We start from the raw sequence: 25,544 nt of genomic DNA, 5'->3' as shown, positions 1-25,544 counted from the left end.
TTATGGCTAAGTTGAGGTGATTAGATGCTTGAGGAATACAATAACATTTTTGAACAATTTGAAATAAAGGTCAAAAATGGTTATAAAGGACGAGGGGCATATATATTAGATACTAATAAGGGTTTGAAGCTATTTAAAGAAATCCGAATGCATCGAGAAAAAATAAAATTCATGTATGAAATAGAAGAATATCTTTATAAGAAAGGATTCACCAATATCGATAGATTGACAATGTCAAGAGATAAGAATCCCTTCTGTGAGGATGATGGTACAATCTATATTATGAAAAATTGGGTTAACGGAAGAGAGATCTTTTTTAATGATGAAGAGGAAATCTATGATTCTGTTAAGAATTTAGCTGTATTACATAAATGTGGTTCTAATTTCCCCATAGGCAGTAAGTATAAGAACTATGTGAAATTAGGCTCATTACCGAATAAGTTGAATAGACATAATATTGAGTTAGTAAGAATCAGAAACAAAATAAGGAAAATGGGAAAATGGTCAGAATTCGATATTTGTTTTTTGAGTAGTTTTAATTATTATTATAAAAAAGCAGTTGAAGCACTTTCTCTAATAGAATTATCAGAATATAATAATTTGGTTAATGGATATCATAAGAGTAATGTCATCACACATGGACAATATATTCACCATAACATATTAGTCAGTAATAAAAAATTGCATACTATGAATTTCGAATACTGCAACATTGATATCCCTGTAATAGACCTATATCGTTTAATGAGAAAAGTATTAGAAAAGAATGATTGGAACATAGGACTGGGAATAGAAGCAATAGAAAAATATATCAGCATAAATCCATTAAGTAAAGAGGAACTTGATATATTATTATATCTTATCATGTATCCTGAAAAATTCTGGAAAATAAGTAACTACTATTTTAATTTAAATAGGGCTTGGAAGCCAAAACAAAGTTTAATTAAGCTAAATAAACTTATTAATCAAAAAGAAAAAAAAGAAAGATTCATCAGAGAGCTCAAGAAAACTCTATCAAGCAAATAATTATGCATAAAAAATATAATAGAAAGGTAAAATAAGTAAATAAATATGTAAAACTATAATTGGGTGAGTGACTAATGATAACTAAAAATTTAACTGATGATATTAAAAGGAATAAACATCTGATTTATTCTTCTCTAGCGTCAAATTATAATCTCAAATATAGAGATATAGTATTGAAGGGTAATATAAATTGTTTAATAATCTATATAGATGGCATAAGTGATAAAAATAGTATTGAAAAACATATAATAGCACCTTTATTATTTCAAATAGAGACTAAACTTCCACATACTTCATCACTGGCGCTTTATATTTCAAAAAGATATATTTCTATTAATTCCACTGAAATATCAAGTGAAGTGAAGAAAGTATGTGAGAGCCTTAAGCGTGGGCAAACTATAATACTATTGGATAATGAAGAGAATGCTATTATTTGTGATACTTTTCAAAATAATTTCAGAAAAGTATCTGATGCCAAGATTGAAGAAAACATAAGAGGTGCCAAGAGCGCTTTTGTTGAAAGTGTTAAAATAAATATTTCCATGATTCAAGAAAAATTGATTAATAATAATCTCAGAATAGAAAAATATGTTTTCGGAAAAGAAAACAATAGTGAAGGTGCTCTACTATATCTGGAAGGTACTATAGATAAAAACATACTAAATAAAATAAAAGAAAAGTTAGACAATGTGAAAGCCAATTATATTCCTGATACAGGGATGCTTATGCAGTATATGGAAAAGCGTCCCTTTAGTGTTTTCCCGCAGTACAAAACAGTTGAAAAACCAGATAAAGCTGTTTCTGATATTATACAAGGAAAAGCGATAATATTTGTTGATGGATGTTCTTATGCTGTTACTGTACCGGTTGTTTTTATAGAATTTTTTCAAGCTTTTGAAGACTATTCTAATAAAATTGTTCTAGCTAATTTTGATAGAGTTATAAGATTATTGGCATTAATCATAATTTTGTTGGCTTCACCATTATACCTGGTTTTAATTAGTTACAATATAGATCTGATTCCACAAGATTTAATCTATATCATATCTGAATCTAGGCAGAATATTCCGCTGCCTCCTTTCATAGAAATATTGCTGATGGAAGTTGTTATTGAGTTTTTAAGAGAGGGTGGTCTGAGATTGCCTTCAATGGTAGGTCAGACTTTAAGCATTGTAGGTGGTATTATCCTAGGACAAGCAGCAATCAATTCAGGATTTGTTAGTCCTACAACCTTAATGGTCATTTCTATAACTGTAATATGTACTTTTCTGATTCCTAATTATGAGATGAGTCTTACCATTAGAATATGCAGATTCGTAATATTGATACTTGCCCAGATTTTAGGACTTTTTGGAATAATGTTAGGTCTATTCGCATTAATAGCATATTTGATAAGTATAGATAGTTTTTCAGTACCATATTTTTCCCCTATAGCGCCTATGAGACAAAAAGATTTGCAAGATAGTCTAATAAGAGCTCCATTAAAAAATATCAGTAAAGTTCCTAAAAGCTTCTCGAAGGGGGGAAAATAATAATTGAATAAGAATACTATAACTAGATATCAATATATATTCATAACCGTTGGAACCATGATTGGTATAGGTATTGGATTTCTAGGTTCATCTGGTGCAGCTGTAGCCCATCAAGATGCTTGGATTACAACCTTGCTTTGTGGTATGTACCCAATAATTATTGTGATAACTTCATATATCATTGATAAGAAATCTAATCATGAAGATTTCTTTGTACTGATAAAAAAAGTATATGGAAAATTTATAGCTCTAATTATCATATTTATATTTTTCATATATTTTTTAACAATAATGACAAGTATAGTTTCTGCATTCACAAATAATTTAATACAAACTATAAATTCATATTTGGCACCGTATTATATAATAATTCCTTGTTTGATAGTTTCGGCTTTTGTGACCATGTCAGGGTTAAATGTTGTGGGTAGAATTTCACAATTTTATTTTTATTTGACAGTAATCTTTATTCTGTCATTGATTTTTATATTGCCAAAAGGTTCTTTTGTCAATATTCAGCCTATACTTCATAATCCTTCAGAAATACCAAAAGGTATGATTGAGAACCTTACACAATATTCTTTAGTTGAAGTAAGCTTCATTATAATTAGTAAGATATCAAATCGAAAGAAAGTGTTAAGAGCTGGATTATTTGCTTGTCTAATCACTATTTTCATATATACATTTGTTAGTTTCGCAGTAATTTATTATTTGGGTTGGGAACTTTCTTCACGCATTGATTATCCATTGTTCTATATAATAGGAACCATTTCATTTCCGATATTTTCTAATCTAACTGCGGTGTTTACTTTTTTCTGGGGACTTATTGTTTTGAAAACCATCATATGCAGCAATTATCTTGTTTCTTATTGTATATCGAGTTTTGCTGGAATAAGTGAAAAAATTGCAGTTTTTGTAGCTGCGATTTTTGCAGCGATCTATTCATATTTCATGATATCAGAACATAATAGGTTGAATATAGTTGGAACTTATTTAAAATATTTCGTAGTCTTTAGCATATTGTTTGGAATTATAACAGCAATCTTAGTACAGATAAGATATAGGAGTAATAAAAATGAAAAAGCATAAAAAGATAATCATCATACTTGAATTGTTAATTACAACTTGTTTAATAAGCGGCTGTTACGATACTTATCCTATAGAGGAGTTAGGGGTTCTGTTGGGAGTTGGATATGATATTGAATTTGGTGATAAGGTTATCTATGTAGATCCAGCAGAAATTCCCATAATAGGAGAGGGGATTATAGCTTCTAACACTTATATCGGAAAAGGGCATACTGTATTTGAATTAGTTGAAAATCGTATGACGAAGATGCCTTCAAGATTCTCTTTAGGTACAGAGTTAGTGTCTATAATTAGTGAAGAAAGAGCTAGATTCGGGATAGAAGATCTCATTGATTCTATACTTAGAGATCCCAATGCAGGTTTGAAATCTCTTATTGCAGTAAATAAAGGAAGATGTGTAGATTACTATACCGTCCATAATAAAAGTGAAGAGACTAATTCAGACATATTATATAATGTAATAAGATTAGCACACCTTTCTAATTTTTTTACTAAAGATGTTTCGGTTGATAATATCATACGAATATATTATCAAGAAGGTAGGAAAATATGTCTGCCATATATAGAACTAATCAGTGAAAAACCACAAATAACAGGTTTAGCATTATTCAGCCATAATAAAATGGCACATAAAGTTCCTATAAAAGAAGCAAAATTACTGAATCTATTAAGAAATTATGATGGTAAAGGATATCTCTATTTATCAGCAGATGAAGATCAAGAATTCTTTGATATTGAGGAATTTGAAAATTATAAGAATATCATTTCTAACAATCCACTAAAATATATAGACTTTAATGGTAACAGTAGTAGAAAAGTTAAAGTATCTATGGAGGAAGGTCGATTAAAATATGATATTATCGTTGATATATCAGGTGTTATGTTGATTAATACATTAGTGGAACAGAAACTTGATAAAAATACAGTGGGGTTAATAGAAAAAGCGTTTACTAAGAAAATGGAAAAACAATTGTCTGAGGAGGTAAGTAAGGTGCAAAAAGTCTACAAAGAAGATTTTTTGGATATTACACAATATGCAGTGGCTAAATATGGAAGGCAAAGTGTATATAGTAGTGATGAATATTTTGAGAATTCCATAATAAATGTAAAAGTTAATTTCAAAATCGAATCTGTAGGTAGGAATAGTGAGAATTAGTTGTTCATGATATTCAACAAAAGTTCATAATAATGGATTGTCATAGTATAGCTATATTTGTATTATATATACAAACATATTAAGCTTAATACTAAGGAGGATGTTTTATTATGAAAAAATTATTGGTTCTTTTTTTAGTACTTGTTTTAGGGGCTACAACTTTAACAGCTTGTGGAAATAAAGAGAAAAAGGATAGTAAAGATGTAGTTAAAGATGTAGATAATGGTAGTAAAGCTGATGGGGTACAAGAAAATGAAACAGACAGTTTGGTAGTGTACAGTCCACATAAAGCAGATATGATTAATCCAATTGTAAAAGAATTTCAAGAAACTACAGGGATTAAAGTAGAAGTTGTCGCAGCAGGAACAGGCGAGTTATTAAAAAGAATAGAATCGGAAAAAGATAATGCTCTAGGAGATGTTATGTGGGGAGGAGGAGCAGAATCACTAAATGCTTTCAAACAGTATTTTGAACCATATGAGAGCGAAGAATCTAAAATGATAGATACTATTTTTATAGATAGAGAAAATGCATGGACTGGGACAAGCCCATTACCAATGATTATTATGTACAATAAGAAATTAGTTAAACCAGAAGATGTGCCAACATCATGGAAAGATCTATTGGATGATAAATGGAAAGGTAAAATCGCTTATGCAGACCCAACTAGGTCAGGTTCATCTTTTACAATACTTGCGACAATGTTAGCTGCTTATAAGAATGAAGAAGACCAAGGCTGGAAATTCATTAAAGATTTCTACAGTAATCTAGATGGTAAGATAATTTCAGGTTCGTCGGGAGTGTATAAGGGTGTAGCTGATGGTGAATATGCGGTAGGTCTGACTCTCGAGAAGACAGCAATGGAATATGTAAATGCTGGCGCTGAAGTAGGTATAGTATATCCTAGTGAAGGAACTTCATCTGTACCAGATGGTGTTGCATTAATAAAAGGGGCTAAGAATGAATCAAATGCAAAAAAATTCATGGATTTTGTTCTTACAACTAAAATTCAACAATTTGTATTAGATAATTTTGCTTCAAGGCCAGTACGTGATGATGTGGAAATAGGTGATAACTTACCTAAAATGTCTGAAATCAAGTTAGTCGATTATGATTTGCAATGGGTGTCAGATAATAAAGAAGATTTAGTCAAGAAATGGAAGGATATTGTTATAGGAAGATATTAAGAGTCAAAAAGTTAGTAACTACAATAAGATAAATAATAATATTGGGAGGAATACATATGAGTCATCAAGTCGTAATAAAAAATGCAGTTAAAGTATATGGTGACTATAAAGCAGTGAATAACGCTAATTTAACAATTAAAGAAGGTGAATTATTTACATTATTAGGTCCATCAGGGTGTGGGAAAACAACTTTATTACGTATGATTGCAGGTTTTAACAAGATAGATGAAGGTCAAATATCTTTCGGAAGTAAAGTTATTAATGATATTCCTGCTCATAAAAGAAATATAGGAATGGTTTTTCAAAATTACGCAATTTTTCCTCATATGTCAGTTTTTAATAATGTGGCATATGGTTTGAAAGCACGAAAAATAAATAAAGCCGAAATTAACAAAAGAGTATCAAAAGCTCTTGAAATGGTACAGATGACACAATTCAAGGATAGGCAGCCTACACAATTAAGTGGAGGTCAACAGCAGAGAATTGCACTTGCGAGAGCAATTGTTATTCATCCAGATGTATTATTGATGGATGAACCACTTAGTAATCTTGATGCGAAATTACGTGTAACAATGAGAACAATCATAAGAAAACTTCAAAAAGATCTTAAGATAACAACTATTTATGTTACACATGACCAAGAAGAAGCCTTAGCGATATCAGATAGAATAGCTGTTATGAAATTAGGGGTTATACAGCAAGTAGGAACACCAGTTAATATATATAAATCACCCCAAAATACTTTTATAGGTGATTTTATAGGTACTTCCAATTACTTGAAGGGCAAAGTAATGGGAAAAGATAAAAATGGGACAAAAATAAGTGTTAATGAAAAGATCATCAATATTAAATTAAGCAAAGATTACCAAGGGGAAGTTATCGTTGGTGCTAGACCAGAGGAAATAACAATTGTTGATAGGAAAGATGATGAGATTAGTGGAGAAATAATAATAGGTACTTTCTTAGGAGATTTCATAAATTATGAAATTAAGCTTAGCAATGGGAAAATTATAGAAGTGAATGAGTATACAAAAGATATATCACATATAAGGAATTCTGGTGATAAAGTAAGTTTGATATTATCTTCTAATAAAATTCACGTATATGATGGCACTGGCGAGGAGGTACTTCTATGAAATATCTCAAAAAGTTCTTTAACTTTTGGAATATAGTTAGAATTATTGCATTCATAATCTTAGCTGTAGTGTTAGTATTCCCTTTCTTTTCAATGCTTCGGGAAAGTTTCATTTCGCAAGAAACAGGGAATATATCGTTAACTAATTATTTAGAATTTTTTAGGTATCCTTATTATTACAAAACACTTTTTAATAGTCTATCTGTAGTAATTGCTGCCACTATTTTTTCAACATTGATTGGTCTTCCCATGGCATATATTACTACACGATATAATATATGGGGGAAACCATTAATTAATATTATGATTATACTATCATTGTTATCACCACCATTTATTGGAGCGTATTCATGGATTTTATTACTTGGAAGAAACGGATTCATTACTAATTTGTTTAGGAATATAGGGATTGAGCTACCTACTATTTATGGATGGTCAGGAATAGTATTAGTTTTTACATTGAAGTTTTTCCCTTATGTCTATCTTTTCGTTTCAGGGGCACTTAAAAGTATGGATTCTTCAATTGAAGAGGCAGCAGAAAATTTAGGGGTATCGGGAATTAAGAAGCTATTAACTATTACATTCCCATTAATACTTCCTACTATAACAGCAGGAGCCCTTATGGTATTTATGACTTCCCTTGCAGATTTTGGAACTCCAATGTTGATAGGAGAAGGTTATAAAGTACTGCCGGTTTTAATATATGAAGAATATATGAGTGAGATAGGTGGTAATGCAAGTATAGCAAGTATGCTTAGTGTAATCATAATAATATGTGCTGTAGCAATATTACTTGTTCAGAAACTAATTATTTCTAAGAAAAGTTATATGATGAGTTCTCTTAGACCGCCAAAAGTGACTAAATTAACAAAAGGTAAGCGAATAGGGTTAACCATTCTTTGTGTAGTTGTTGCAGGTTTCGCTATGATACAGCAGGTAGTAGTTGTTATAACATCATTTATTAAGACTAAGGGACCTATCTTCGTAAAGGGTTTTAGCCTTGATAGTTACAGAATGATTATTAACAAGTTATCAACAAATATTAAGAATACTTTTTTATACTCAACAGTTGCTATCATAATTATGGTCGTTGCAGGATTGTTATTATCATATTTAATTGTCAGAAAGAAATCTAGGGTTAATAGTTTATTGGATATTCTGATTATGTTCCCATATGTTATTCCAGGGGCTGTACTTGGTATCAGTTTACTTGTAGCTTTTAACAAAGGACCTATTCTGTTAGCTGGAACAGCATGGATAATGATTATTTCTTATGTCATTAGGAAATTACCTTATACTATTAGGTCTAGTACTGCTATTTTATATCAGATAGATCCTAGTATTGAGGAGGCTTCTATTAATTTAGGGGTTTCTCCAATGAAAACTTTTTTTAAGACAACTGCCAGACTCATGGCGCCAGGAGTCATATCGGGAGCTATACTCAGTTGGATAACTACTATTAATGAGTTAAGTTCTAGTATTATATTATATACTGGTAAGACGGCTACTATTTCCGTTGCTATCTATACAGAGGTTGTAAGGGCTAGCTTTGGTACTGCAGCAGCATTGGCTTCAATATTGACAGTTACTACGGTTATATCTATACTGGTATTCAATAAGATTTCTGGAGGTAAAGGGATAAGCTTATGATTTTATAATTATATTTGAAAGGACTTTGTTAAATATGGACATTGTAGATTTACATACACATACAATTTTTTCGGATGGAGATACGAGTGTTGATGAAATATTGGAGGTTGCTAAGGGATTAGGTTACAAGATTGGTATTTCTGACCATGTTTTTTGTTCTAAAATGACAACGATGAAGGCCATAGAAGAATACCTTGACAGATTAACAGAATATAATGTCTACAAGGGCATAGAGGCTAATATAGGAGATTATACGAAATGGTCGGACAGAGTATTGGGTAAGCTTGATTATGTTATTTCAAGTATACATACATATAATGATAATATTGATGAGCGTACTTGGTTGTCAGCATATTTTGGATATAGGGCTGGTCATAGAAAAGATTATGTACAGCAATATGATTCCTCTGATAATAAATATATATTAGAAGGTATACTAGACACTGTAAAAAAAACTTTTCAAAAGACTAGAGTAGATATCTTAGGCCATTGTACAGTATTACCCTTCTATGAACAACTTCTAGAGGACAACTATATTGAATCATGGGAAGAAGAACTTCTTACATTATGTGAAAAATACAAAGTAGCCATAGAAATAAGTGGTTTATGGAAAGAACCAAATCAAAATTTCATTAAACATGCTTTAGATAAAGATATTCTCTTTTCTTTTGGCAGCGACTGTCATAGAAAAAGTGAGATATGCAATTTGAAATATCCCTTACAGATTATTAAGAAACTAAATATCAGTGAAGATAAAATTTTCACTATATAATAATTTTATTATTATCCATTTTCCTAAAACAGTAATATGAATAAAGTACGTAACAGGTTTTAGCAGAATAAAAATATATACGTCATTATTATATATATTTTTATCCTGCTATTTGAGTACCATAATTAAAGAAACTATCTGTAGTTCTAACAGAAAGAAGGTTTATTATGAAACCTCATAAACACTTATTCAATAAATTATTACTCTCTTTTATTCTAATAGGTATTATACCACTTCTAGTATTAACCTTACTAGGTTATACTCTTTCTTCAAAAATTCTTCAAGATGCAATATATGATGAAGCCCATGACAGCTTAATCAAAATCAATAAAAATATAGAGACCTTCTTAAATGAATATAAAACTATCATTAATATCATGAGTAAGGATTATGAACTTCATAAAATCTTAGATGGTAAGGTTTTATTAGAGGATTATTACTATGAAATTAATGAGAAGGTATATTTTTTATTAGCTAGCAAAGAATATAAATTTCCTGTTTATATACTAGATAGAGAGGGTAATGCTTTATTTGAAACTTCTCCTATGCCTGATATTTATAATAACAATATAAAACATTCATGGGGTATCTTCAGAGAGATGGAAGATAATGATAATATAGTTCTATATCCAGAGAGATTCACTAATCAAATGGGGGAAGCAGTAGTTTTTTCTATGGGCAAAAAGATATTGGATGTAAATGGAAATCATATAGGTTATATAATAATAGATATAAAAAGAAATGCTATTGTAGATATTATCAACTCTATAGGGACTAGTAAACTTCTTAATGTTATGATACTTAATGAATTTCATTACATTATCACAGATGCTAATTATCCTGAAAATGAAGGACTTTTTTTAAATGGGGAATATAGGAATGCAGTGTTGGAGAATAGAAAAAAAATATATGTTGAAGAAGGAAACAGAACGCCTAATTTAATAGTAAATTATACATATGAACCTTTACGATTAACTACGGTTGCCACTGTACCACTTAACATAGTACAAAAAAACAATAGTAATATTAAGAGAAAAATACTACTTAGTTGTTTGATTTGTTTGATTTTTGCAATTCTGATTTCATTTATTGTAGCTAAATATATGGTAAGACCTATTAAGAAATTAGTTGCAAGTATGAAAAAGGTAGAAGAAGGAAATCTAACAATTCAAGTTAATCTTAATCGTAATGATGAGCTGGGAATGCTTGAAAATAGTTTTAATCACATGGTAAATAGATTAAAGGAATCTATGGATAATACAATTGATAAACAGAAACGGCTTAGAATAGCAGAAATAAAAATACTTCAAGCACAGATAAAACCACATTTCTTGTATAATACCCTAGATGCCATTAAGTGGATTGCAAAATTAAATAATGTAAAAGAAATAAGTATTATAGCAACTCAACTAGGGAGTTTACTTAGAAATAGCATAAATTGCAATAGAGAGTTCTTAACAGTAAAAGAAAATCTTAATCTCATAAATAATTATCTTGAAATACAAAAGATTAGGTACAACAATAAATTCAGTACCAAAATTAATATTGATGAAGAGATTCTTCAATATCACATACCTAAGTTAATCTTACAGCCTATTGTTGAAAATTCTATAGTTCATGGTTTTGATAATATAGATGATAAGGGTACTCTTATTATTAAAGGATATAAGAGAAAAGATATCATATATTTTATTATTATCGATAATGGTATCGGGATGAATGAAGAAGAACTGGATAGAGCAATCATTAAAAAAAGTGATGAACATGTTGGCTTATACAATGTAGATCAGAGAATCAAATTATACTATGGAGAAGATTATGGTATTAATATATTAAGTAAATTCAGAGAGGGTACAAAAGTAATTATACAAATACCAGTAAAATGTGATTATAAATAAATATTATTTAGGTAATATTGAAAGGATTGTGTTTAATGGTAAAAGTTGTAGTTGTTGAAGATGAAATACTTACTAGAAAGGGACTTGTGATTACGACACCATGGGAAGAACTCGGATGTAAAGTTGTAGGAGAAGCATCTAATGGTTCAGAAGGTATAGAAATGATTTTAAGGGTAAAACCTCATATAGTCATCACTGACGTTCGTATGCCTAAAATGGATGGAATCAATATGATAAAAGATCTAAAAAATAAGATAAAAGCAGAATACATAATCATATCAGGATATGATGAATTTAAATATGCTCAGCAGGCTATTTCATTAGGAGTTAAAGAATATCTCTTAAAACCTGTAGAGGATAATGAATTATATGATGCACTTGAAAAAATAGTCAATTCAGTTGAAAGTAAAAAAGAAGAATATGAAAAAGAATATAATGCTATAGATGAGTTTTTTGATTTTCAAGAATACCAAAACAATATTACGGAGGGTAAGAAAAGATATGTTTCAAAAGCTATTAAATGTATAAGAAATGATTATTTCAATGATATCAATATTAAAGAAGTCGCTGACAAACTATATATTACTGAGAGTTACTTAAGCAGATTATTTAAAAAAGAAACAGGGTATACATTTGTTGATTATTTAACTAGATATAGATGCAAAATGGCTATTTCACTGCTTCAAGATGAACATATAAGGATATACCAAGTGGCAGAGTTAGTAGGATTTAATGATAGTAGATATTTTAGTTCAATATTCAAGAAATATGTAGGGATAACTCCAACAAAATTAAAAGAACAATTATAAAATATGGAAAAATACTTGTTAAATGGTAAAATAAACTATAAAATATAATCGAAAAGTTAATAATATAGATAATAAAATCTATTACTCGATTAAGGAAGAAAAGCATAGTGAAAAGAAATAGTATAGAAAAAGCAATTATATTGAGTTTTATTATTATATGTCCTTTTTTTCAGGGAATGTATTTTTATCATCAAGTATATTTAGCAGGAGCTTTTTTATTAGTGGTATTAACATATTATATAATAATTAATAAGAGTATTAAATTTGAAAAGAGTATAAATAATGTTTGTATTCTCATAGGAATAATATTATATTTTGCCTCGACATTTTATGCTGTTGATAAAGGTATGGCTGTAATGGGTTTCTTGAAGGTATTGGTTGTCTATATATTTTATCTGGTCATGATGCAGACTAATATTGATAAAAGAGATTATATGAATGCAATTTCCTATTCTGGTACAATAATATCAGTAATCGCCTTATCTGCTTTTTTTATACCTTATCTTCAAGAAATGTTTGTACAGAAAGGAAGGCTTGGTTCCTTTTTTCAATATCCCAATACATTCGCTGTTTTCATTTTGATATCTATAATAATAATGATCTCAAAAGAAAAAATACAGACATATGACTATCTCGCAATTATGATAATGTGGACTTGTTTTCTATTAACTTTTAGTAGAAGCATGTATATTATTGGGATTGGTGCATTATTGATTGTTATCATCTATGACAGAAAAAAAATAAAACATCTAGTACCGTTTATATTATTAGGAACACTTTTGTGGTATATCATCATAATTAGTGTAGATATATCATACGTGTTTAACAGAATTGAAGAAACATCTATTAAGACTAGTGAATGGCTTACTAGACTGTTATATTACAAAGACAGTATATCAATCATGAAAGATCATCCATTTGGAACGGGACATCTTGGATACTATTATATACAGAGAATATATCAGACTGGAGCTAGTTATTATGTGAAATATATACATAGTAATGTTTTACAGATTGTTATGGATATAGGTATCGTTGGATTTGTACTTGTTGGTTTATATTTCATGCGAAATATATTTAATAGAAAATTATCCTTCTATAATAAACTGATTCTATTTATTATATTCGGACATGGGGCAGTGGATTTTGATTTTCAATTTCTAGTTATTGGTTTCTGCATTGTGATAATAGTCTTTATTGATAAAGATAAAATGAAAACAATAAATATTAATCGAGAATGCTCAATCTTGATTATCAGTATTTTTTTGACCAGTTATATATATATGGCTTTAAGTTCATATTATGCTTATGCAGGAGAGAATGAAAAATCTCTATACATGTATCCTTATAATACAGAGGCTAAAATTGATCTTGCGAAGTATTATAAGCAGATGAAACCAGAAAAAGCATATGAGTTAGCTGATTGGGTTATCGAAAATAATCAATATGCGATAGATGCTTACATCATTAAGAGAGATATTGATTATAAAAATTGGGAATTGGAAAAAGCATATATATCTGCAGAAAAATTAATAAACCTAAATCCATTGAGCATTACACATCTGGAAAAATATAGTACTATATTATTAGATTTAGCAAATGAAAATCTTAGTAATAACAGTAATGATGAGGCTTTGGAACAATTGGAACAAATATTTGAGATACCATATAGACTTAATAAACTTGCAAAAGAAAGGCTTACTGATTATAATGTTAAACATATACCTAGATTATATATGTCAAAAAAGCTAACAGAAATTTATGATAGTGCAAAAAAACTTTATGACAAGATTATAAATTTAACATAAACTAATCTATCATAAGATTATATCTATGTTAATAATATAATTTAACGCGAGGTGGAATTATGGATAATAATAAGAAAAAGAAGAAAACAGATATTGTGACTAAAATGACTATAATTGGAGTATTGGGACTTTTAGTTATACTTGTAGTAATACTAACTATTGCATTCAGTAGTATGAAAAAGAAACCAGACAATAAAAATAAAGGCAACCAAGATATAACTGTTGATAATAATGTTGATAATGATGGTAATAGAGATGTAGAATATGTTAGAGCATTAGGGGTTATTAAAGAAGTTGATTCGGAAAATGATCAATTGACAATATTGAATATTGAAAACAATGAATCCGTTACATTGAAAATTGATAGTGCTGTTGATATAAAAGATGAATATGGTTCATTAATGACACTTGTACAATTTAATGTAGGAGATATGATAGAAACCAAATATGACAAAAAAGAAAAGAGACCAGATTTTATTCATAAAACAGCTAAGACTTGGAAAAGAAGTAAAATCAATGAAGTTGTTGTGGATAAAGAAAAAAAGACTATTACTGTAGGTAATGATATATATAATTATACAGATGACCTAGTAACTATTTTTAATGGTAATTCTTTTGGCATGGATGATTTAGCTCCTGAAGATGAAGTTACCCTAATGGGATATAAAGACAATGTATGGACCATTATAATGGAAAAAGGGCATGGTTACATCTCACTTAATAACCATAGTAATTTCATAGGTGGAATATTAGAGATCGGTACTAACAAAACAGTAAATATAGAAGAAAATACATTAGTAGCAGTGCCTGTAGGTGTTCATGATATTCTGGTTACTAATGACCAATTAACTTATGAAACTGAAGTTATGGTAGAAAAAGATCAGAGGGTTACAATTGATGTAAAAGATGCTACGCCAAGAAAAGGTATGGTTCAATTTAGTGTTGCCCAAAAAGATATTTCATTTACCATTAATGGAGAAACTTACAGCGATTTTTCTAAACCTATTTCTTTGGATTATGGAAAATATACAATTAAGATTGTTAAAGATGGGTTTGTAGACTGGGAGAACGAATTAGTTGTCAATAAACCATTTGCAACTTTTGAAATAGATTTAGAGAAGAAACCAACTTATATTCATGTAGATAGTCCAGAAGGAGCAGATATATATATAGATGGAAATTTCATTGGTGTATTACCGATAACAACACCTATAGAACCAGGTGAACATACTATAACTCTTAGAAGAGACGGTTATTTCTCTAAGATGTATGAAATTGTTGTTAAAGATAATGGCGAAGATTCTTATCAAACTTTTCCAGAGTTAGAAAAGCTTAATACAGAATCTGACAATCCTATAGTAGTACCTAATGATGATTTTGATAATGATGAAACAGATGATGTAAGAATTGAAGAATTACCTTCTTTCGATGATAATGAAGAAGATGATTAGATAATAATATATTAACTATAATGGAGGTATATATGTGGATTATTTAAAAAATTATAATCAATGGCTAGAAAATGACTACTTTGATCAAGACACTAAAAAGGAATTATTAGATATCAAAGATGACGATGTTGAAATACAAGAAAGATTCTATAAAGAACTTGAATTCGGAACTGGAGGGCTTCGAGGTATTATAGGAGCTGGAAGTAACAGAATGAATATCTATACTGTTAGGAAAGCTACTCAAGGTTTAGCTAATTATATAAAAATAGGGGGACAAGAAGCAATTGATAAAGGTGTTGTGATTGCTTACGATTCTAGGTATATGTCTCCTGAGTTTGCAGATGAAGCAGCTCTTGTATTAAATGCCAATGGTATAAAAGCTTATGTATTTGAAAGCCTTCGACCAACACCTGAGCTATCTTTTGCAGTAAGAGAATTAAAAGCTATAGCAGGAATAGTTGTAACTGCAAGTCATAATCCAGCGGAATATAATGGATACAAAGTATATTGGGAAGATGGAGCACAGATTACATCTCCAAGAGACGTAGAAATTATAGGTGAAGTCAAAAAAGTAACAGATTATAAAGATGTTTTATCTATGGATAAAAATGAGGCTAGCAAAAGCGGATTATATAATGTCATAGGAAAAGAAATTGATGATAAATTTATAGAAGAATTGAAAAAACAAATCATCAATCCTGACGTAATCAAGAAAGCAGCCGATGATTTTAATATAGTATATACCCCTCTTCATGGAACAGGAAATAAGCCTGTTAGAAGGATATTGGATGAAATAGGATTCAAAAAAGTTTTTGTAGTCAAAGAACAGGAATTACCAGATAGCAAATTCTCTACAGTCAGCTACCCTAATCCAGAAGATATAAAGGCTTTTAAGCTTGCAATTAAGCTGGGGAAAGAAAAAAATGCTGATGTCATATTAGCAACTGATCCTGATGCTGACAGATTAGGTGTTCTTGTCAGAAAAGACGATGAATATGTTGCATTAACTGGCAATATGATAGGAGTACTATTATTGGATTATATTTTATCTCAGAAAAATGCTAATGATGTTCTTCCGAAAAATGGTGCTGTAATAGAGACAATCGTTACTACTGATATGGCAAAAACCATAGCTGATAGTTATAATATCAAACTTATAGAAGTTCTCACTGGATTCAAATACATTGGTGAAAAGATAAAAGAGTTCAAACAAGATGATTCATATGAATATTTATTTGGATTTGAAGAAAGTTACGGATGCTTAATTGGTACACATGCCAGAGATAAGGATGCAGTAGTTGCAACGATGATGGTATGTGAACTAGGGGCATATTATAAGTTGAAAGGATTAACTCTCTATGATGCATTAATGAAAATTTATGAAAAATATGGTTACTACAAAGAAACACTTGAAGCAGTTACATTAAAAGGTATTGAAGGAGTTAATAAGATTAAACATATATTAAAGGAATTAAGAACTAATCCTCCAAAAAGCATAAACAACGTAGAAATAATAGAAGCTATAGATTATCTACAAGACACAGATTTACCTAAATCAAATGTATTATATTTTAAATTAAGTGATGAATCATGGTTTTGTGTAAGACCATCCGGAACTGAACCCAAAATCAAATTTTACTTTGGTGTAAAAGACTCATCTAATGATGAGGCGGATAAGCACTTACAAGAATTTTCAGAAGGTGTAATGAAAATTATTAATGATATAATTGATTAATTAAGTTATAATTTTGATGCTATAACAATAAAATAATACAAATAGAAATTTTATGGTGAAATCATGAAAAAAATTATTTTTGTGTTATGTTTACTTATGGTATTTATATTTACTGCGTGTAGCAGTGACGTTGAAGAAGAAAATGAAGATAAAATAAGAGATTTAGAGTTTACTGTAGTAGATGAACAAGATATACCTGATGTTATAAAACAGAAGATAGAAGAATCTAAGATGGAACCATTTAAATTCAGTTTTAGTGATGGGCAGTATTTATACATAGTTGTTGGATATGGTGAGCAACCGACAGGTGGATACAGTATTCAAGTAAAAGAAGTATATGAATCAGAAGATTATGTAGTGATTTTAACTGAACTGTTAGGGCCATCAAAGGATGATACAGTAACTATGAGTCTATCTTATCCATTTATTGTTGTGAAAACAGAAGATCTATCATTACCTGTTTATTACAAGTAACATCTGTTATACAAAAATACTTATGCATATATAACGAACTTCATTTCGTATGCACAATTAACTGAAGAGATATTTTCTACTGAAATACCCATATAGTCAATTTGATTTGAGTATATGGGATATTTGAAATAGAATTAAGAATAATAAAAAATGTGGGGAAAAGAAAATTTTCCCCATTTATTTTGTCATTAGCAAGTAATATCGGTTGTCAATATCATAAAATGAAAGTAATAACAAAACTAAAGGATTGCATACATGAATAAAAATTCTAAAAGCCGCATAAAAATGAAAAAAATGGAAAAACTAATATATAGAGACTGGATTATCGCATTTATATATGCACTAGTAATTGTATTCTTTATTTCTATATTTATTTGGCCCATGAAAGTAAAAGGCAGATCTATGGAGAACACTCTTCAAGACAATGATTATATATTAGTATCAAAAGCTATAACACTCATAACGAAGTATAAATATAATGATCTGATAATATTGAATTATAATGATGATAGCATAACCAATAAGATAGTTAAGAGAATTATTGGATTAGAAGGAGACCACATACGGATAACGGATAATAAAGTTATACGTAATGGTAAAATACTTGAAGAAAATTATATAAAAGGAACTACCACAGGGGATATTGATATATTCGTACCTGAAGGGAGTGTATTTTTTTTAGGAGACAATAGAAGTATAAGTAAAGACAGCCGTATATTAGGCTGTTATGACAAAAGCAAAATTAAGGGAAAAGTGATAAGAAAATTATAGTTCTCCAAACAAAATAACATAAATTAGTAAAAAAGTCTCTTAATTCTATTGACATTTATAGTGTAATTTGATATAATTTAAAAATTTATTGACCTGCTTATAGTATTATGATATACTAGTAGTAGTTGTTAAAGATGAGGTGGTTAAAAATGATTGCAAAAGAAGATATTACCGAGGTAAGAAAGCGTGTAGATGGTTATGTCGGTAGTAAAGTGATGGTTAAAGCTAATAAGGGACGGAAAAGAATAGTCATTAAACAGGGTGTATTACAGAGCACTTATCCAAGTATTTTTGTAGTTAAAGTACAAAATGAATTACAGAATACCTATAGAACTGTTTCATATAGTTACACTGATATATTAACTAATAATGTTGAATTATCGTTATGTCAGGAATAAATTTGTTAATGATCTTTAGCTATTATATCTAACAATTAAAAAATAGTCATAAAATCCTTCCTAACCTTAATATAATAATATAGACAAAGGTTTAGGAGGGATTTTTTTGAGTTTAGAACTGGAACAAAGAAACATAGCATTAATAAAACAAAAAGGAAGCCGAGTTCTTCAAATGACAATAGATGAAGATATTAATGTGCCAGATATCAAGCCAGATATTGATAAAATTTTGCAGAGCAATTCGGTAGTAAACATTACAGGTACAGATGTTTATGATTCAAAAGTTTTAGTAAAAGGTGAATTTAATTGTAAAGTATTGTATGTACCTCTTAATGATTCAAAGCCTGTACATAATATGATGAGTCTTATACCAATAGAGGAAAGCATTAATATTGATGATGTATCCAAAAATGATAGTATTAAGACAGAGTATGTCATAGAAGAGATGAAGATTACCCCAATCAACACAAGAAAAATCAATGTAAAATCAATTGTACAAGTAAAACTTATGGTGGATGAGAAAAAAGAAATGTATGTTCCAATGGATATATCTGGAGCTTGTGACATACAAAGCAAATATGATGACATAACAATATGTAAACTTCATACATCCAAAAAAGAAACATATAAAATAAAAGATGAATTAGCAATTCCAAGCAGCAAGCCAAATATTATGGAAATCCTGTGGTATGACAGAAGTATCAAGAATAAAGAATTCAGAATAATGGATGATAAAATCAATATTAAAGGGGTTATAGCATTAGATACTCTATATCTAGGAGAGTCGGGAGAAAACAATCTAGAATTTGTTGAGCATGAAATACCATATAACGGTGTTATAGAGTGTAATGGTGTCAACGAAGATATGTATTATGATGTTGACATTAAAATCGTAGACGACAAGATTCAGATAAGGCCTGATCTAGACGGAGAAGAAAGAGTATTCTCAGTAGATATCATGACACAACTGGATATCAAAGTTTATTCAGAGGAGAAAGACAGTATTCTTGCTGATGTATACTCATTATCAAAAGATATCGATCTAGAGAAAGAATCAGTTGAATATGAGACACTATTATGCAAGAACCAAAGTCAGTGCAAAATAAAAGAAACCATAGAAATAGATAGCAACGAACCAGATATAATGCAGATATATTATGCAACTGGAGATGTCAATATCGATAATATTGATACATTTGAAGATAAAGTAGAAGTAGAAGGTGTAGTGTTCAGCAAAATAATGTATGTTGCAGCTGATGATAATAACCCTATTAACGTCTATAACGCGGTTTTACCATTTAATCAGGTAATTGATACAGAAGGCATTAAAAAAGACAGCAGGATGTCAATTAGGCCGTCTGTGAACTATATTAACTGTAGCATGTTAGGTGAAAAAGAACTAGAAGTAAAATGTGCAGTTTCACTTGACACATTAGTATTCCATAAGAATGAACTGAATGTGATCAATAACATCACTGAAAATGAACTAGACATCAAGAGGATTCAGAATACACCTAGTGTTGTGGGATATATAGTAAAAGATAATGAAACATTATGGGATATAGCAAAAACATATTCTACTAAAGTAGAGGATATTAGAGCTGTAAATAATTTAGATGTTACAGATGTAAAAAGAGGGGATAAATTAATTATAGTCAAAAATATTGAAAGTCTCGAAATTTAGAACGCATGAGCGTTCTTTTTTTTTGTTAAACAATAAAGTTCTCTTTCTATTTTTTTAGAAATCTTTTATGAAGAGTAGCCTTTTACTTAATCAGATGTAATAGTAGGTTAGTAGTCACTTTTTATTTTTTCTTGATTTATAAATATACATTGTATATAATATTAAGTATACAAGGTACAATATAGATAATTAAGCTTATAGATTAAAAAGCTGAAAGGGTTATTATGTATAGAATTAATATAAGAGCTAGAGCGAAAATCAATATATCACTTGATGTTATAGGTAAGAGACAAGATGGTTATCATGAAGTAAAGATGATTATGCAGACTATCAATCTATATGACAAAATAAATATGAAAAAAATTAGAAAAGATGAGATAAAGATTCAAACTAACTTAGCTTTTTTACCTGTTGATGATAGAAATCTAGTATATAAAGTTGTTAAACATCTAAAAGAAAAATATAGCATAAAAACTGGAGTTTTTATTGATTTATATAAAGTTATTCCAGTAGCCGCTGGTTTGGCTGGAGGAAGTAGTGATGCAGCTGCTACATTAGTTGGAATGAACAGACTTTTTAATCTTCGTATGACTATGAATGAAATGATGGAAATTGGTACTATGTTTGGTGCAGATATTCCTTACTGTTTGCTTAGGGGAACAGCACTTAGTGAAGGAATTGGAGAAAAATTGACACCTCTGAAGCGTTTTCCTAATGCATATGTTGTTATAGCAAAGCCTAATATTAATGTATCAACGGGATATGTTTATAGTAATCTTGATTTAAATGATATAGATGCTAGACCTGATACAGATGAAATAATTAATGGAATCAATAAAGGTGATTTACATCATATTTGTCTAAACATGGGTAATATCCTAGAAACGGTCACTACTAAAAAATATCCTATAATTAATGAAATAAAAAGGTGTATGATGGAAAATGGAGCGATAGGTTCGTTGATGACTGGGAGTGGACCATCAGTTTTTGGTATATTTGATGATAAGCGCAAGGCATATAACCTTGCCCATAAGTTAAAAGTAAACAATATTGCTAAATTCGTTTATACCACTACAATATTCAATAGTTAAATATATTAAAAGAAAGGATGTACAGGCAATGGGTGATAAATTGAAAGTCAATTTAAATGAATATCTGCCACTTAGAGACGTAGTCTTTAATACATTAAGAGAAGCCATTCTTAAGGGAGAACTTGTAGCTGGTGAAAGATTGATGGAAAAACAACTTGCTGAAAGAATGGGCGTTAGTAGAACACCAATAAGAGAGGCAATAAGAAAACTTGAACTTGAAGGTCTAGTAGTGATGATACCTAGAAAAGGTGCAGAAGTTGCTAGAATTACACATAAAGATATTAAGGATGTATTAGAGGTAAGAGCAGCACTTGAAGAACTTGCAGTTAAGATAGCTTGTGACAAAATGTCCGAAGAATCTCTTGTCAATCTTAAGAAAACAAGTCAAAAATTCCAAAATGCGTGTCAAGACCATGATATAGAACAGATCATAAAGAAAGATGTTGAATTCCATGATATAATATTCAATTCAACTGAAAATGATAAATTGATATTAATAATAAATAATCTGAGAGAGCAGATATATCGTTATAGAGTTGAATATATCAAAAAAGTTACTGATTTCAATATATTGGTCAAAGAACATGATATGATAGTTAAATCAATAGAAGCTAGAAATGTTGAAGAAGCAAGAAGTATTGCTTTGCAGCATATTGTCAATCAGGAGATAGCTGTTATTGAGATATTTGATAAGAAGAACAAATAATTATATAATTAATAAAAGATGAAAGATATTGGAGATGCCAATATCTTTTTTTTGTTAAAAAAAGTGCTACTTTCTTTTTTCTTTGAAATCTTTAATGAGGTGCTTTGTTAATAAATGTAGGTTTTCTATGAAATTGTGGGGATAAGATTATTTATTTTGGTTTTGAGACAAATAGTTGAAAAGTTTTGATATAAGTTGAATAAAAATATAGGTAAATACAAAAAATGTAAAAAAAGGAAGGTAATCTTTATGATGAATATATTAGATAAATTTGGGAGTATATTTTCCGCCAAATTTATAGTTCTATTATTGTTTGTTGGGTTAGTCCTGCTTTTATGGGACAGAAAAGTTTTATATAGGAAGAAGAGAAAAAAGGAGCATACAGTTAGTATTGTACTAGGTATAGTTTATGTTTCTGCATCGGTTGTATTATTTGTAGTAGGTAGATTTATTAATTGAAGTTAGGTGAATTGAAATGAGATTAAAAAAAGTAGCAGCTAAATATGATGAGAGAAGTAATAAAGTATTAGTACCGTTTTCGGATTCATTGGATACTAATATTAGAAATTTTGAGGAATTATTTACTGATTGTGGTGATTTGGTAAAGAGAAAATTCCCTATTGGGAAGAATAAGGATGTATGGGCATATATTGCCTATATCGATGTTATGACTGATAGAAGAGTTATAGAGGAATCTGTTCTTGAACAGTTGTTAGTACAAGTTAGAGGTGTTGGAAAATCTCTTCCAGATACAGATGAAGATAAGTTTTCTTTCATTAAGGATGGTGGATTTGCAACAGCTGATCTAAAAGATGTTAATACGATGGATGATGCAGTATTAGCCGTGCTTTCGGGAGATACTGTAATTTTTATTGATGGTTATGAAAAGTGTATAGTAGTTTCAACGAAAGGTTTTCCTAACAGGGGTGTACAACAACCTGATACAGAAAACGTAATAAGAGGGTCAAAGGAAGGTTTTACTGAAGCATTCAGAATAAATACTGTGCTTATAAGAAGAAGGATAAGAGACAGCAAGTTAAAAGTAAAGCAGATTCAGTTAGGGACAAGAACAAGAACTGACGTAGCTCTTATGTATCTTGATGATCTTGTAAGACCTCAAGTGTTAAAAGAAATAGAAGAAAGACTTAGTTATTTTAAGATCGATAGTGTTTTGGAAAGTGGTACTTTAGAACAATTAATTGAGACTAATTGGTATTCTCCATTTCCTCAAACCCAAGTTACTCAAAGACCAGATAAAGTTGCTTCTGCTATATTGGAAGGAAGGGTTGCAATAGTAGTTGATAATACTCCTTTTGTATTACTTCTACCAACAACCATGAATTGCTTTTTTCAGTCATCAGAGGATTATTACCAACGATGGTATGTAATGAGTTTTGTCAGAGTATTAAGATACTGTGCAGCTTTTTTGTCTTTTGCCATACCTGGATTCTATTTGGCATTAACGACTTTTCATCCTGCCATGATACCTACATCGTTAACATTTTCCATTGCAGCAGCAAGGGAAGGGGTGCCGTTTCCAGCTCTTATAGAGGTGCTCATTATGGAACTCGCTTTTGAGTTGTTAAGAGAAGCAGGTGTAAGGCTTCCTACGCCTATAGGAAACACTATTGGGATTGTAGGAGGACTCATTATAGGACAGGCGGTAGTAGAAGCCAATTTAGTAAGCCCTATTATAGTCATTATTGTAGCATTAACGGCTATATCATCTTTTGCTATTCCAAGTTATTCTCTTACCTCAGCGTTTAGAATAATTAAATATTTAATAATATTTTTATCAGCTTTTTTAGGTTTCTTGGGGTTTTGGTTAGGTATTTTAATCATATTGACTCATCTTGTTTCACTTAAGAGCATTGATATTCCTTATTTATCACCTTTTACAGCAAGAGAAGTCAATAATGAAGATTTACAGGATTCACTTATAAGGATGCCGATATTCGTTAACAAATTAAGACCGGTATTTGCTAGAAGAGGTAGCAAAGTTAGATTAGATATAGATGAAAAAGGAGAAAAAAATGTTTTCACAAAACAATAAAATTTCAATGAGACAGGTTGAGATACTAATAATTCTCAACATGTTCAGTAATACGAGTTTGATTCTTCCTAGAATTGCATCAGAAATAGCAGGAGGTGATGGACATTTTATTGTTTTAGGAGGAGCTATAATTTCATTAATATATGTTTTTGTTATAACTTCGCTAGTAAAAAGGTTTCCTAATCAAAATATAGTAGAATACACTGAACTGATATTCAATAAACCGATTGCCATTATAATAGGTATAGTTTTTATGTTGAAATTTATTATTCTGGCAGGCTTGGAGATAAGAGTTTTTGGTGAATTAGTTAAACAGGCATTACTTAGAAATACTCCTATAGAGATTATTGTCATTGCCATGCTTCTAGTTGTAGTTTATCTAACCAGAAAAGGTTATGAGGCAAGAGCTAGAATGGCAGAACTTTTGATATTTGTCATATTGATTCCATTGATACTAATATTTTTCTTTGCGATTCCTGATATAGAGTTATACAATATTTCACCTATTTTTTCAATTTCAGGTAAAAAATTTATGTATGGTAGTATAATAATGTCATTTGCTTATTCTGGTTTAGAACTTTTACTATTATCCACACCTTTTGTATTAAAACCTAATAAATTACCGAAGATAGCTCTAAAAAGCGTTATTTTTGTTGGTATACTAAATGCACTTATATGCGTTTTGACTATTGGTTCATTTGGACCTGTTGAGACTTCCAGACAAATATGGCCTGTTATGTCTATAATGCAGACTATACATTTACCAGGTGCTCTAATTCAAAGACAGGATGCCCTTATGGTTAGTTTTTGGATCATGACGGTTTTTTTACTAATTAACGCTTATCTATTCTTTTCGACTTTACTTCTTAAAAAAGTGACTAAACTAAAAGAGCAGAATTTTTTGATTCTACCATTGATACCTATCGTCTATCTTATATCATTGATGCCCGATAATATAGTTGAGACCTATGACTGGTTAAGTATAATGACACGTTATGTCAGTATATTATTTCTATTGCCTATACCCTTGATTCTATTAATCGTAGCCAAAATAAGGGGACTTGGAATTAAAAATAATAAAAGTACTACTGTGAAAAGTAATAAATAGTGAAAGGGCTGATGACT

22 protein-coding genes are annotated in these 25,544 nt (G+C 29.8%); all 22 read left to right on the top strand.

What is annotated here, in order from left to right; translation table 11 throughout:
* Positions 1-24: 24 nt before the first annotated feature.
* The 22 genes from QMG30_RS05285 (at position 25) to QMG30_RS05185 (ending at position 25,527) form a co-directional block, all read left to right on the top strand.
* Positions 25-1,026 (top strand): CotS family spore coat protein, encoded by a 1,002-nt coding sequence (locus tag QMG30_RS05285; protein WP_281812963.1) that lies wholly within the window; start codon positions 25-27, stop codon positions 1,024-1,026.
* A gap of 74 nt (positions 1,027-1,100) precedes the next feature.
* Complete coding sequence (locus tag QMG30_RS05280) at positions 1,101-2,558, top strand: spore germination protein (RefSeq protein WP_281812961.1); 1,458 nt, start codon at positions 1,101-1,103, stop codon at positions 2,556-2,558.
* Positions 2,559-2,561: 3 nt separating this feature from the next.
* The gene (locus QMG30_RS05275) at positions 2,562-3,644 is read left to right on the top strand and encodes an endospore germination permease (protein ID WP_281812959.1); all 1,083 of its coding nucleotides are present in this window, start codon (positions 2,562-2,564) and stop codon (positions 3,642-3,644) included.
* Positions 3,631-4,797, top strand: a complete 1,167-nt coding sequence (locus QMG30_RS05270) for a Ger(x)C family spore germination protein (protein WP_281812957.1) — start codon at positions 3,631-3,633, stop codon at positions 4,795-4,797. The genes QMG30_RS05275 and QMG30_RS05270 overlap by 14 nt, the downstream gene beginning before the upstream one ends.
* Before the next feature lie 110 nt (positions 4,798-4,907).
* Positions 4,908-5,984: an ABC transporter substrate-binding protein gene (locus QMG30_RS05265; protein WP_281812955.1), complete on the top strand. Its 1,077-nt coding sequence runs from the start codon at positions 4,908-4,910 to the stop codon at positions 5,982-5,984.
* Between the two features lie 56 nt (positions 5,985-6,040).
* Positions 6,041-7,120 carry an ABC transporter ATP-binding protein gene (locus QMG30_RS05260; RefSeq protein WP_281812953.1) on the top strand — a complete coding sequence of 360 codons (1,080 nt, stop codon included), beginning with the start codon at positions 6,041-6,043 and terminating at the stop codon, positions 7,118-7,120.
* Complete coding sequence (locus QMG30_RS05255) at positions 7,117-8,769, top strand: ABC transporter permease (protein WP_281812951.1); 1,653 nt, start codon at positions 7,117-7,119, stop codon at positions 8,767-8,769. The genes QMG30_RS05260 and QMG30_RS05255 overlap by 4 nt, the downstream gene beginning before the upstream one ends.
* 34 nt (positions 8,770-8,803) lie before the next feature.
* Complete coding sequence (locus QMG30_RS05250) at positions 8,804-9,541, top strand: PHP domain-containing protein (protein WP_281812949.1); 738 nt, start codon at positions 8,804-8,806, stop codon at positions 9,539-9,541.
* Positions 9,542-9,708: 167 nt separating this feature from the next.
* Positions 9,709-11,439, top strand: a complete 1,731-nt coding sequence (locus QMG30_RS05245) for a cache domain-containing sensor histidine kinase (RefSeq protein ID WP_281812947.1) — start codon at positions 9,709-9,711, stop codon at positions 11,437-11,439.
* A 35-nt stretch (positions 11,440-11,474) separates the two neighbouring features.
* The gene (locus QMG30_RS05240) at positions 11,475-12,248 is read left to right on the top strand and encodes a response regulator transcription factor (protein WP_281812945.1); all 774 of its coding nucleotides are present in this window, start codon (positions 11,475-11,477) and stop codon (positions 12,246-12,248) included.
* Between the two features lie 107 nt (positions 12,249-12,355).
* Positions 12,356-14,056 carry an O-antigen ligase family protein gene (locus QMG30_RS05235; RefSeq protein ID WP_281812942.1) on the top strand — a complete coding sequence of 567 codons (1,701 nt, stop codon included), beginning with the start codon at positions 12,356-12,358 and terminating at the stop codon, positions 14,054-14,056.
* Between the two features lie 59 nt (positions 14,057-14,115).
* A complete protein-coding gene (locus QMG30_RS05230; RefSeq protein WP_281812939.1) occupies positions 14,116-15,507 on the top strand; it encodes a PEGA domain-containing protein in 1,392 nt (463 codons plus the stop codon).
* A gap of 34 nt (positions 15,508-15,541) precedes the next feature.
* Entirely contained in the window at positions 15,542-17,242 is a 1,701-nt protein-coding gene (locus QMG30_RS05225) for a phospho-sugar mutase (protein WP_281812936.1), read from the top strand.
* A 63-nt stretch (positions 17,243-17,305) separates the two neighbouring features.
* Positions 17,306-17,716 carry a protease complex subunit PrcB family protein gene (locus QMG30_RS05220; protein WP_281812933.1) on the top strand — a complete coding sequence of 137 codons (411 nt, stop codon included), beginning with the start codon at positions 17,306-17,308 and terminating at the stop codon, positions 17,714-17,716.
* 255 nt (positions 17,717-17,971) lie between these two features.
* The gene (gene lepB / locus QMG30_RS05215) at positions 17,972-18,487 is read left to right on the top strand and encodes a signal peptidase I (protein ID WP_281812931.1); all 516 of its coding nucleotides are present in this window, start codon (positions 17,972-17,974) and stop codon (positions 18,485-18,487) included.
* Between the two features lie 149 nt (positions 18,488-18,636).
* Positions 18,637-18,885: a Veg family protein gene (locus tag QMG30_RS05210; RefSeq protein ID WP_281812929.1), complete on the top strand. Its 249-nt coding sequence runs from the start codon at positions 18,637-18,639 to the stop codon at positions 18,883-18,885.
* A 106-nt stretch (positions 18,886-18,991) separates the two neighbouring features.
* Positions 18,992-20,569 carry a DUF3794 and LysM peptidoglycan-binding domain-containing protein gene (locus QMG30_RS05205; RefSeq protein ID WP_281812927.1) on the top strand — a complete coding sequence of 526 codons (1,578 nt, stop codon included), beginning with the start codon at positions 18,992-18,994 and terminating at the stop codon, positions 20,567-20,569.
* Positions 20,570-20,793: 224 nt separating this feature from the next.
* Positions 20,794-21,660, top strand: a complete 867-nt coding sequence (gene ispE / locus QMG30_RS05200; protein WP_281812925.1) for a 4-(cytidine 5'-diphospho)-2-C-methyl-D-erythritol kinase — start codon at positions 20,794-20,796, stop codon at positions 21,658-21,660.
* A gap of 28 nt (positions 21,661-21,688) precedes the next feature.
* Positions 21,689-22,366, top strand: a complete 678-nt coding sequence (locus QMG30_RS05195) for a GntR family transcriptional regulator (RefSeq protein ID WP_281812923.1) — start codon at positions 21,689-21,691, stop codon at positions 22,364-22,366.
* Between the two features lie 249 nt (positions 22,367-22,615).
* Positions 22,616-22,825: a CLC_0170 family protein gene (locus QMG30_RS25235; RefSeq protein WP_353511673.1), complete on the top strand. Its 210-nt coding sequence runs from the start codon at positions 22,616-22,618 to the stop codon at positions 22,823-22,825.
* A gap of 16 nt (positions 22,826-22,841) precedes the next feature.
* Positions 22,842-24,419: a spore germination protein gene (locus tag QMG30_RS05190; RefSeq protein ID WP_281812920.1), complete on the top strand. Its 1,578-nt coding sequence runs from the start codon at positions 22,842-22,844 to the stop codon at positions 24,417-24,419.
* Complete coding sequence (locus tag QMG30_RS05185; RefSeq protein ID WP_281812917.1) at positions 24,400-25,527, top strand: GerAB/ArcD/ProY family transporter; 1,128 nt, start codon at positions 24,400-24,402, stop codon at positions 25,525-25,527. Before QMG30_RS05190 ends, QMG30_RS05185 begins: the two co-directional genes overlap by 20 nt.
* The last annotated feature ends 17 nt before the right edge of the window (positions 25,528-25,544 follow it).

This window comes from Vallitalea longa (genome assembly GCF_027923465.1).
Lineage (GTDB): Bacteria > Bacillota > Clostridia > Lachnospirales > Vallitaleaceae > Vallitalea > Vallitalea longa.
This window is presented reverse-complemented; position numbering and strand designations above follow the sequence as displayed.

What these genes read in the sequence shown, in the direction of transcription:
- QMG30_RS05255 (WP_281812951.1), top strand. Translation starts at nt 7,117, where the DNA reads ATGAAATATCTCAAAAAGTTCTTTAACTTTTGGAATATAGTTAGAATT.
- QMG30_RS05260 (WP_281812953.1), top strand. Translation starts at nt 6,041, where the DNA reads ATGAGTCATCAAGTCGTAATAAAAAATGCAGTTAAAGTATATGGTGAC.
- QMG30_RS05195 (WP_281812923.1), top strand. Translation starts at nt 21,689, where the DNA reads ATGGGTGATAAATTGAAAGTCAATTTAAATGAATATCTGCCACTTAGA.
- ispE (WP_281812925.1), top strand. Translation starts at nt 20,794, where the DNA reads ATGTATAGAATTAATATAAGAGCTAGAGCGAAAATCAATATATCACTT.
- QMG30_RS25235 (WP_353511673.1), top strand. Translation starts at nt 22,616, where the DNA reads ATGATGAATATATTAGATAAATTTGGGAGTATATTTTCCGCCAAATTT.
- QMG30_RS05270 (WP_281812957.1), top strand. Translation starts at nt 3,631, where the DNA reads ATGAAAAAGCATAAAAAGATAATCATCATACTTGAATTGTTAATTACA.
- QMG30_RS05250 (WP_281812949.1), top strand. Translation starts at nt 8,804, where the DNA reads ATGGACATTGTAGATTTACATACACATACAATTTTTTCGGATGGAGAT.
- QMG30_RS05240 (WP_281812945.1), top strand. Translation starts at nt 11,475, where the DNA reads ATGGTAAAAGTTGTAGTTGTTGAAGATGAAATACTTACTAGAAAGGGA.
- lepB (WP_281812931.1), top strand. Translation starts at nt 17,972, where the DNA reads ATGAATAAAAATTCTAAAAGCCGCATAAAAATGAAAAAAATGGAAAAA.
- QMG30_RS05285 (WP_281812963.1), top strand. Translation starts at nt 25, where the DNA reads ATGCTTGAGGAATACAATAACATTTTTGAACAATTTGAAATAAAGGTC.
- QMG30_RS05210 (WP_281812929.1), top strand. Translation starts at nt 18,637, where the DNA reads ATGATTGCAAAAGAAGATATTACCGAGGTAAGAAAGCGTGTAGATGGT.
- QMG30_RS05265 (WP_281812955.1), top strand. Translation starts at nt 4,908, where the DNA reads ATGAAAAAATTATTGGTTCTTTTTTTAGTACTTGTTTTAGGGGCTACA.
- QMG30_RS05245 (WP_281812947.1), top strand. Translation starts at nt 9,709, where the DNA reads ATGAAACCTCATAAACACTTATTCAATAAATTATTACTCTCTTTTATT.
- QMG30_RS05230 (WP_281812939.1), top strand. Translation starts at nt 14,116, where the DNA reads ATGGATAATAATAAGAAAAAGAAGAAAACAGATATTGTGACTAAAATG.
- QMG30_RS05280 (WP_281812961.1), top strand. Translation starts at nt 1,101, where the DNA reads ATGATAACTAAAAATTTAACTGATGATATTAAAAGGAATAAACATCTG.
- QMG30_RS05185 (WP_281812917.1), top strand. Translation starts at nt 24,400, where the DNA reads ATGTTTTCACAAAACAATAAAATTTCAATGAGACAGGTTGAGATACTA.
- QMG30_RS05190 (WP_281812920.1), top strand. Translation starts at nt 22,842, where the DNA reads ATGAGATTAAAAAAAGTAGCAGCTAAATATGATGAGAGAAGTAATAAA.
- QMG30_RS05220 (WP_281812933.1), top strand. Translation starts at nt 17,306, where the DNA reads ATGAAAAAAATTATTTTTGTGTTATGTTTACTTATGGTATTTATATTT.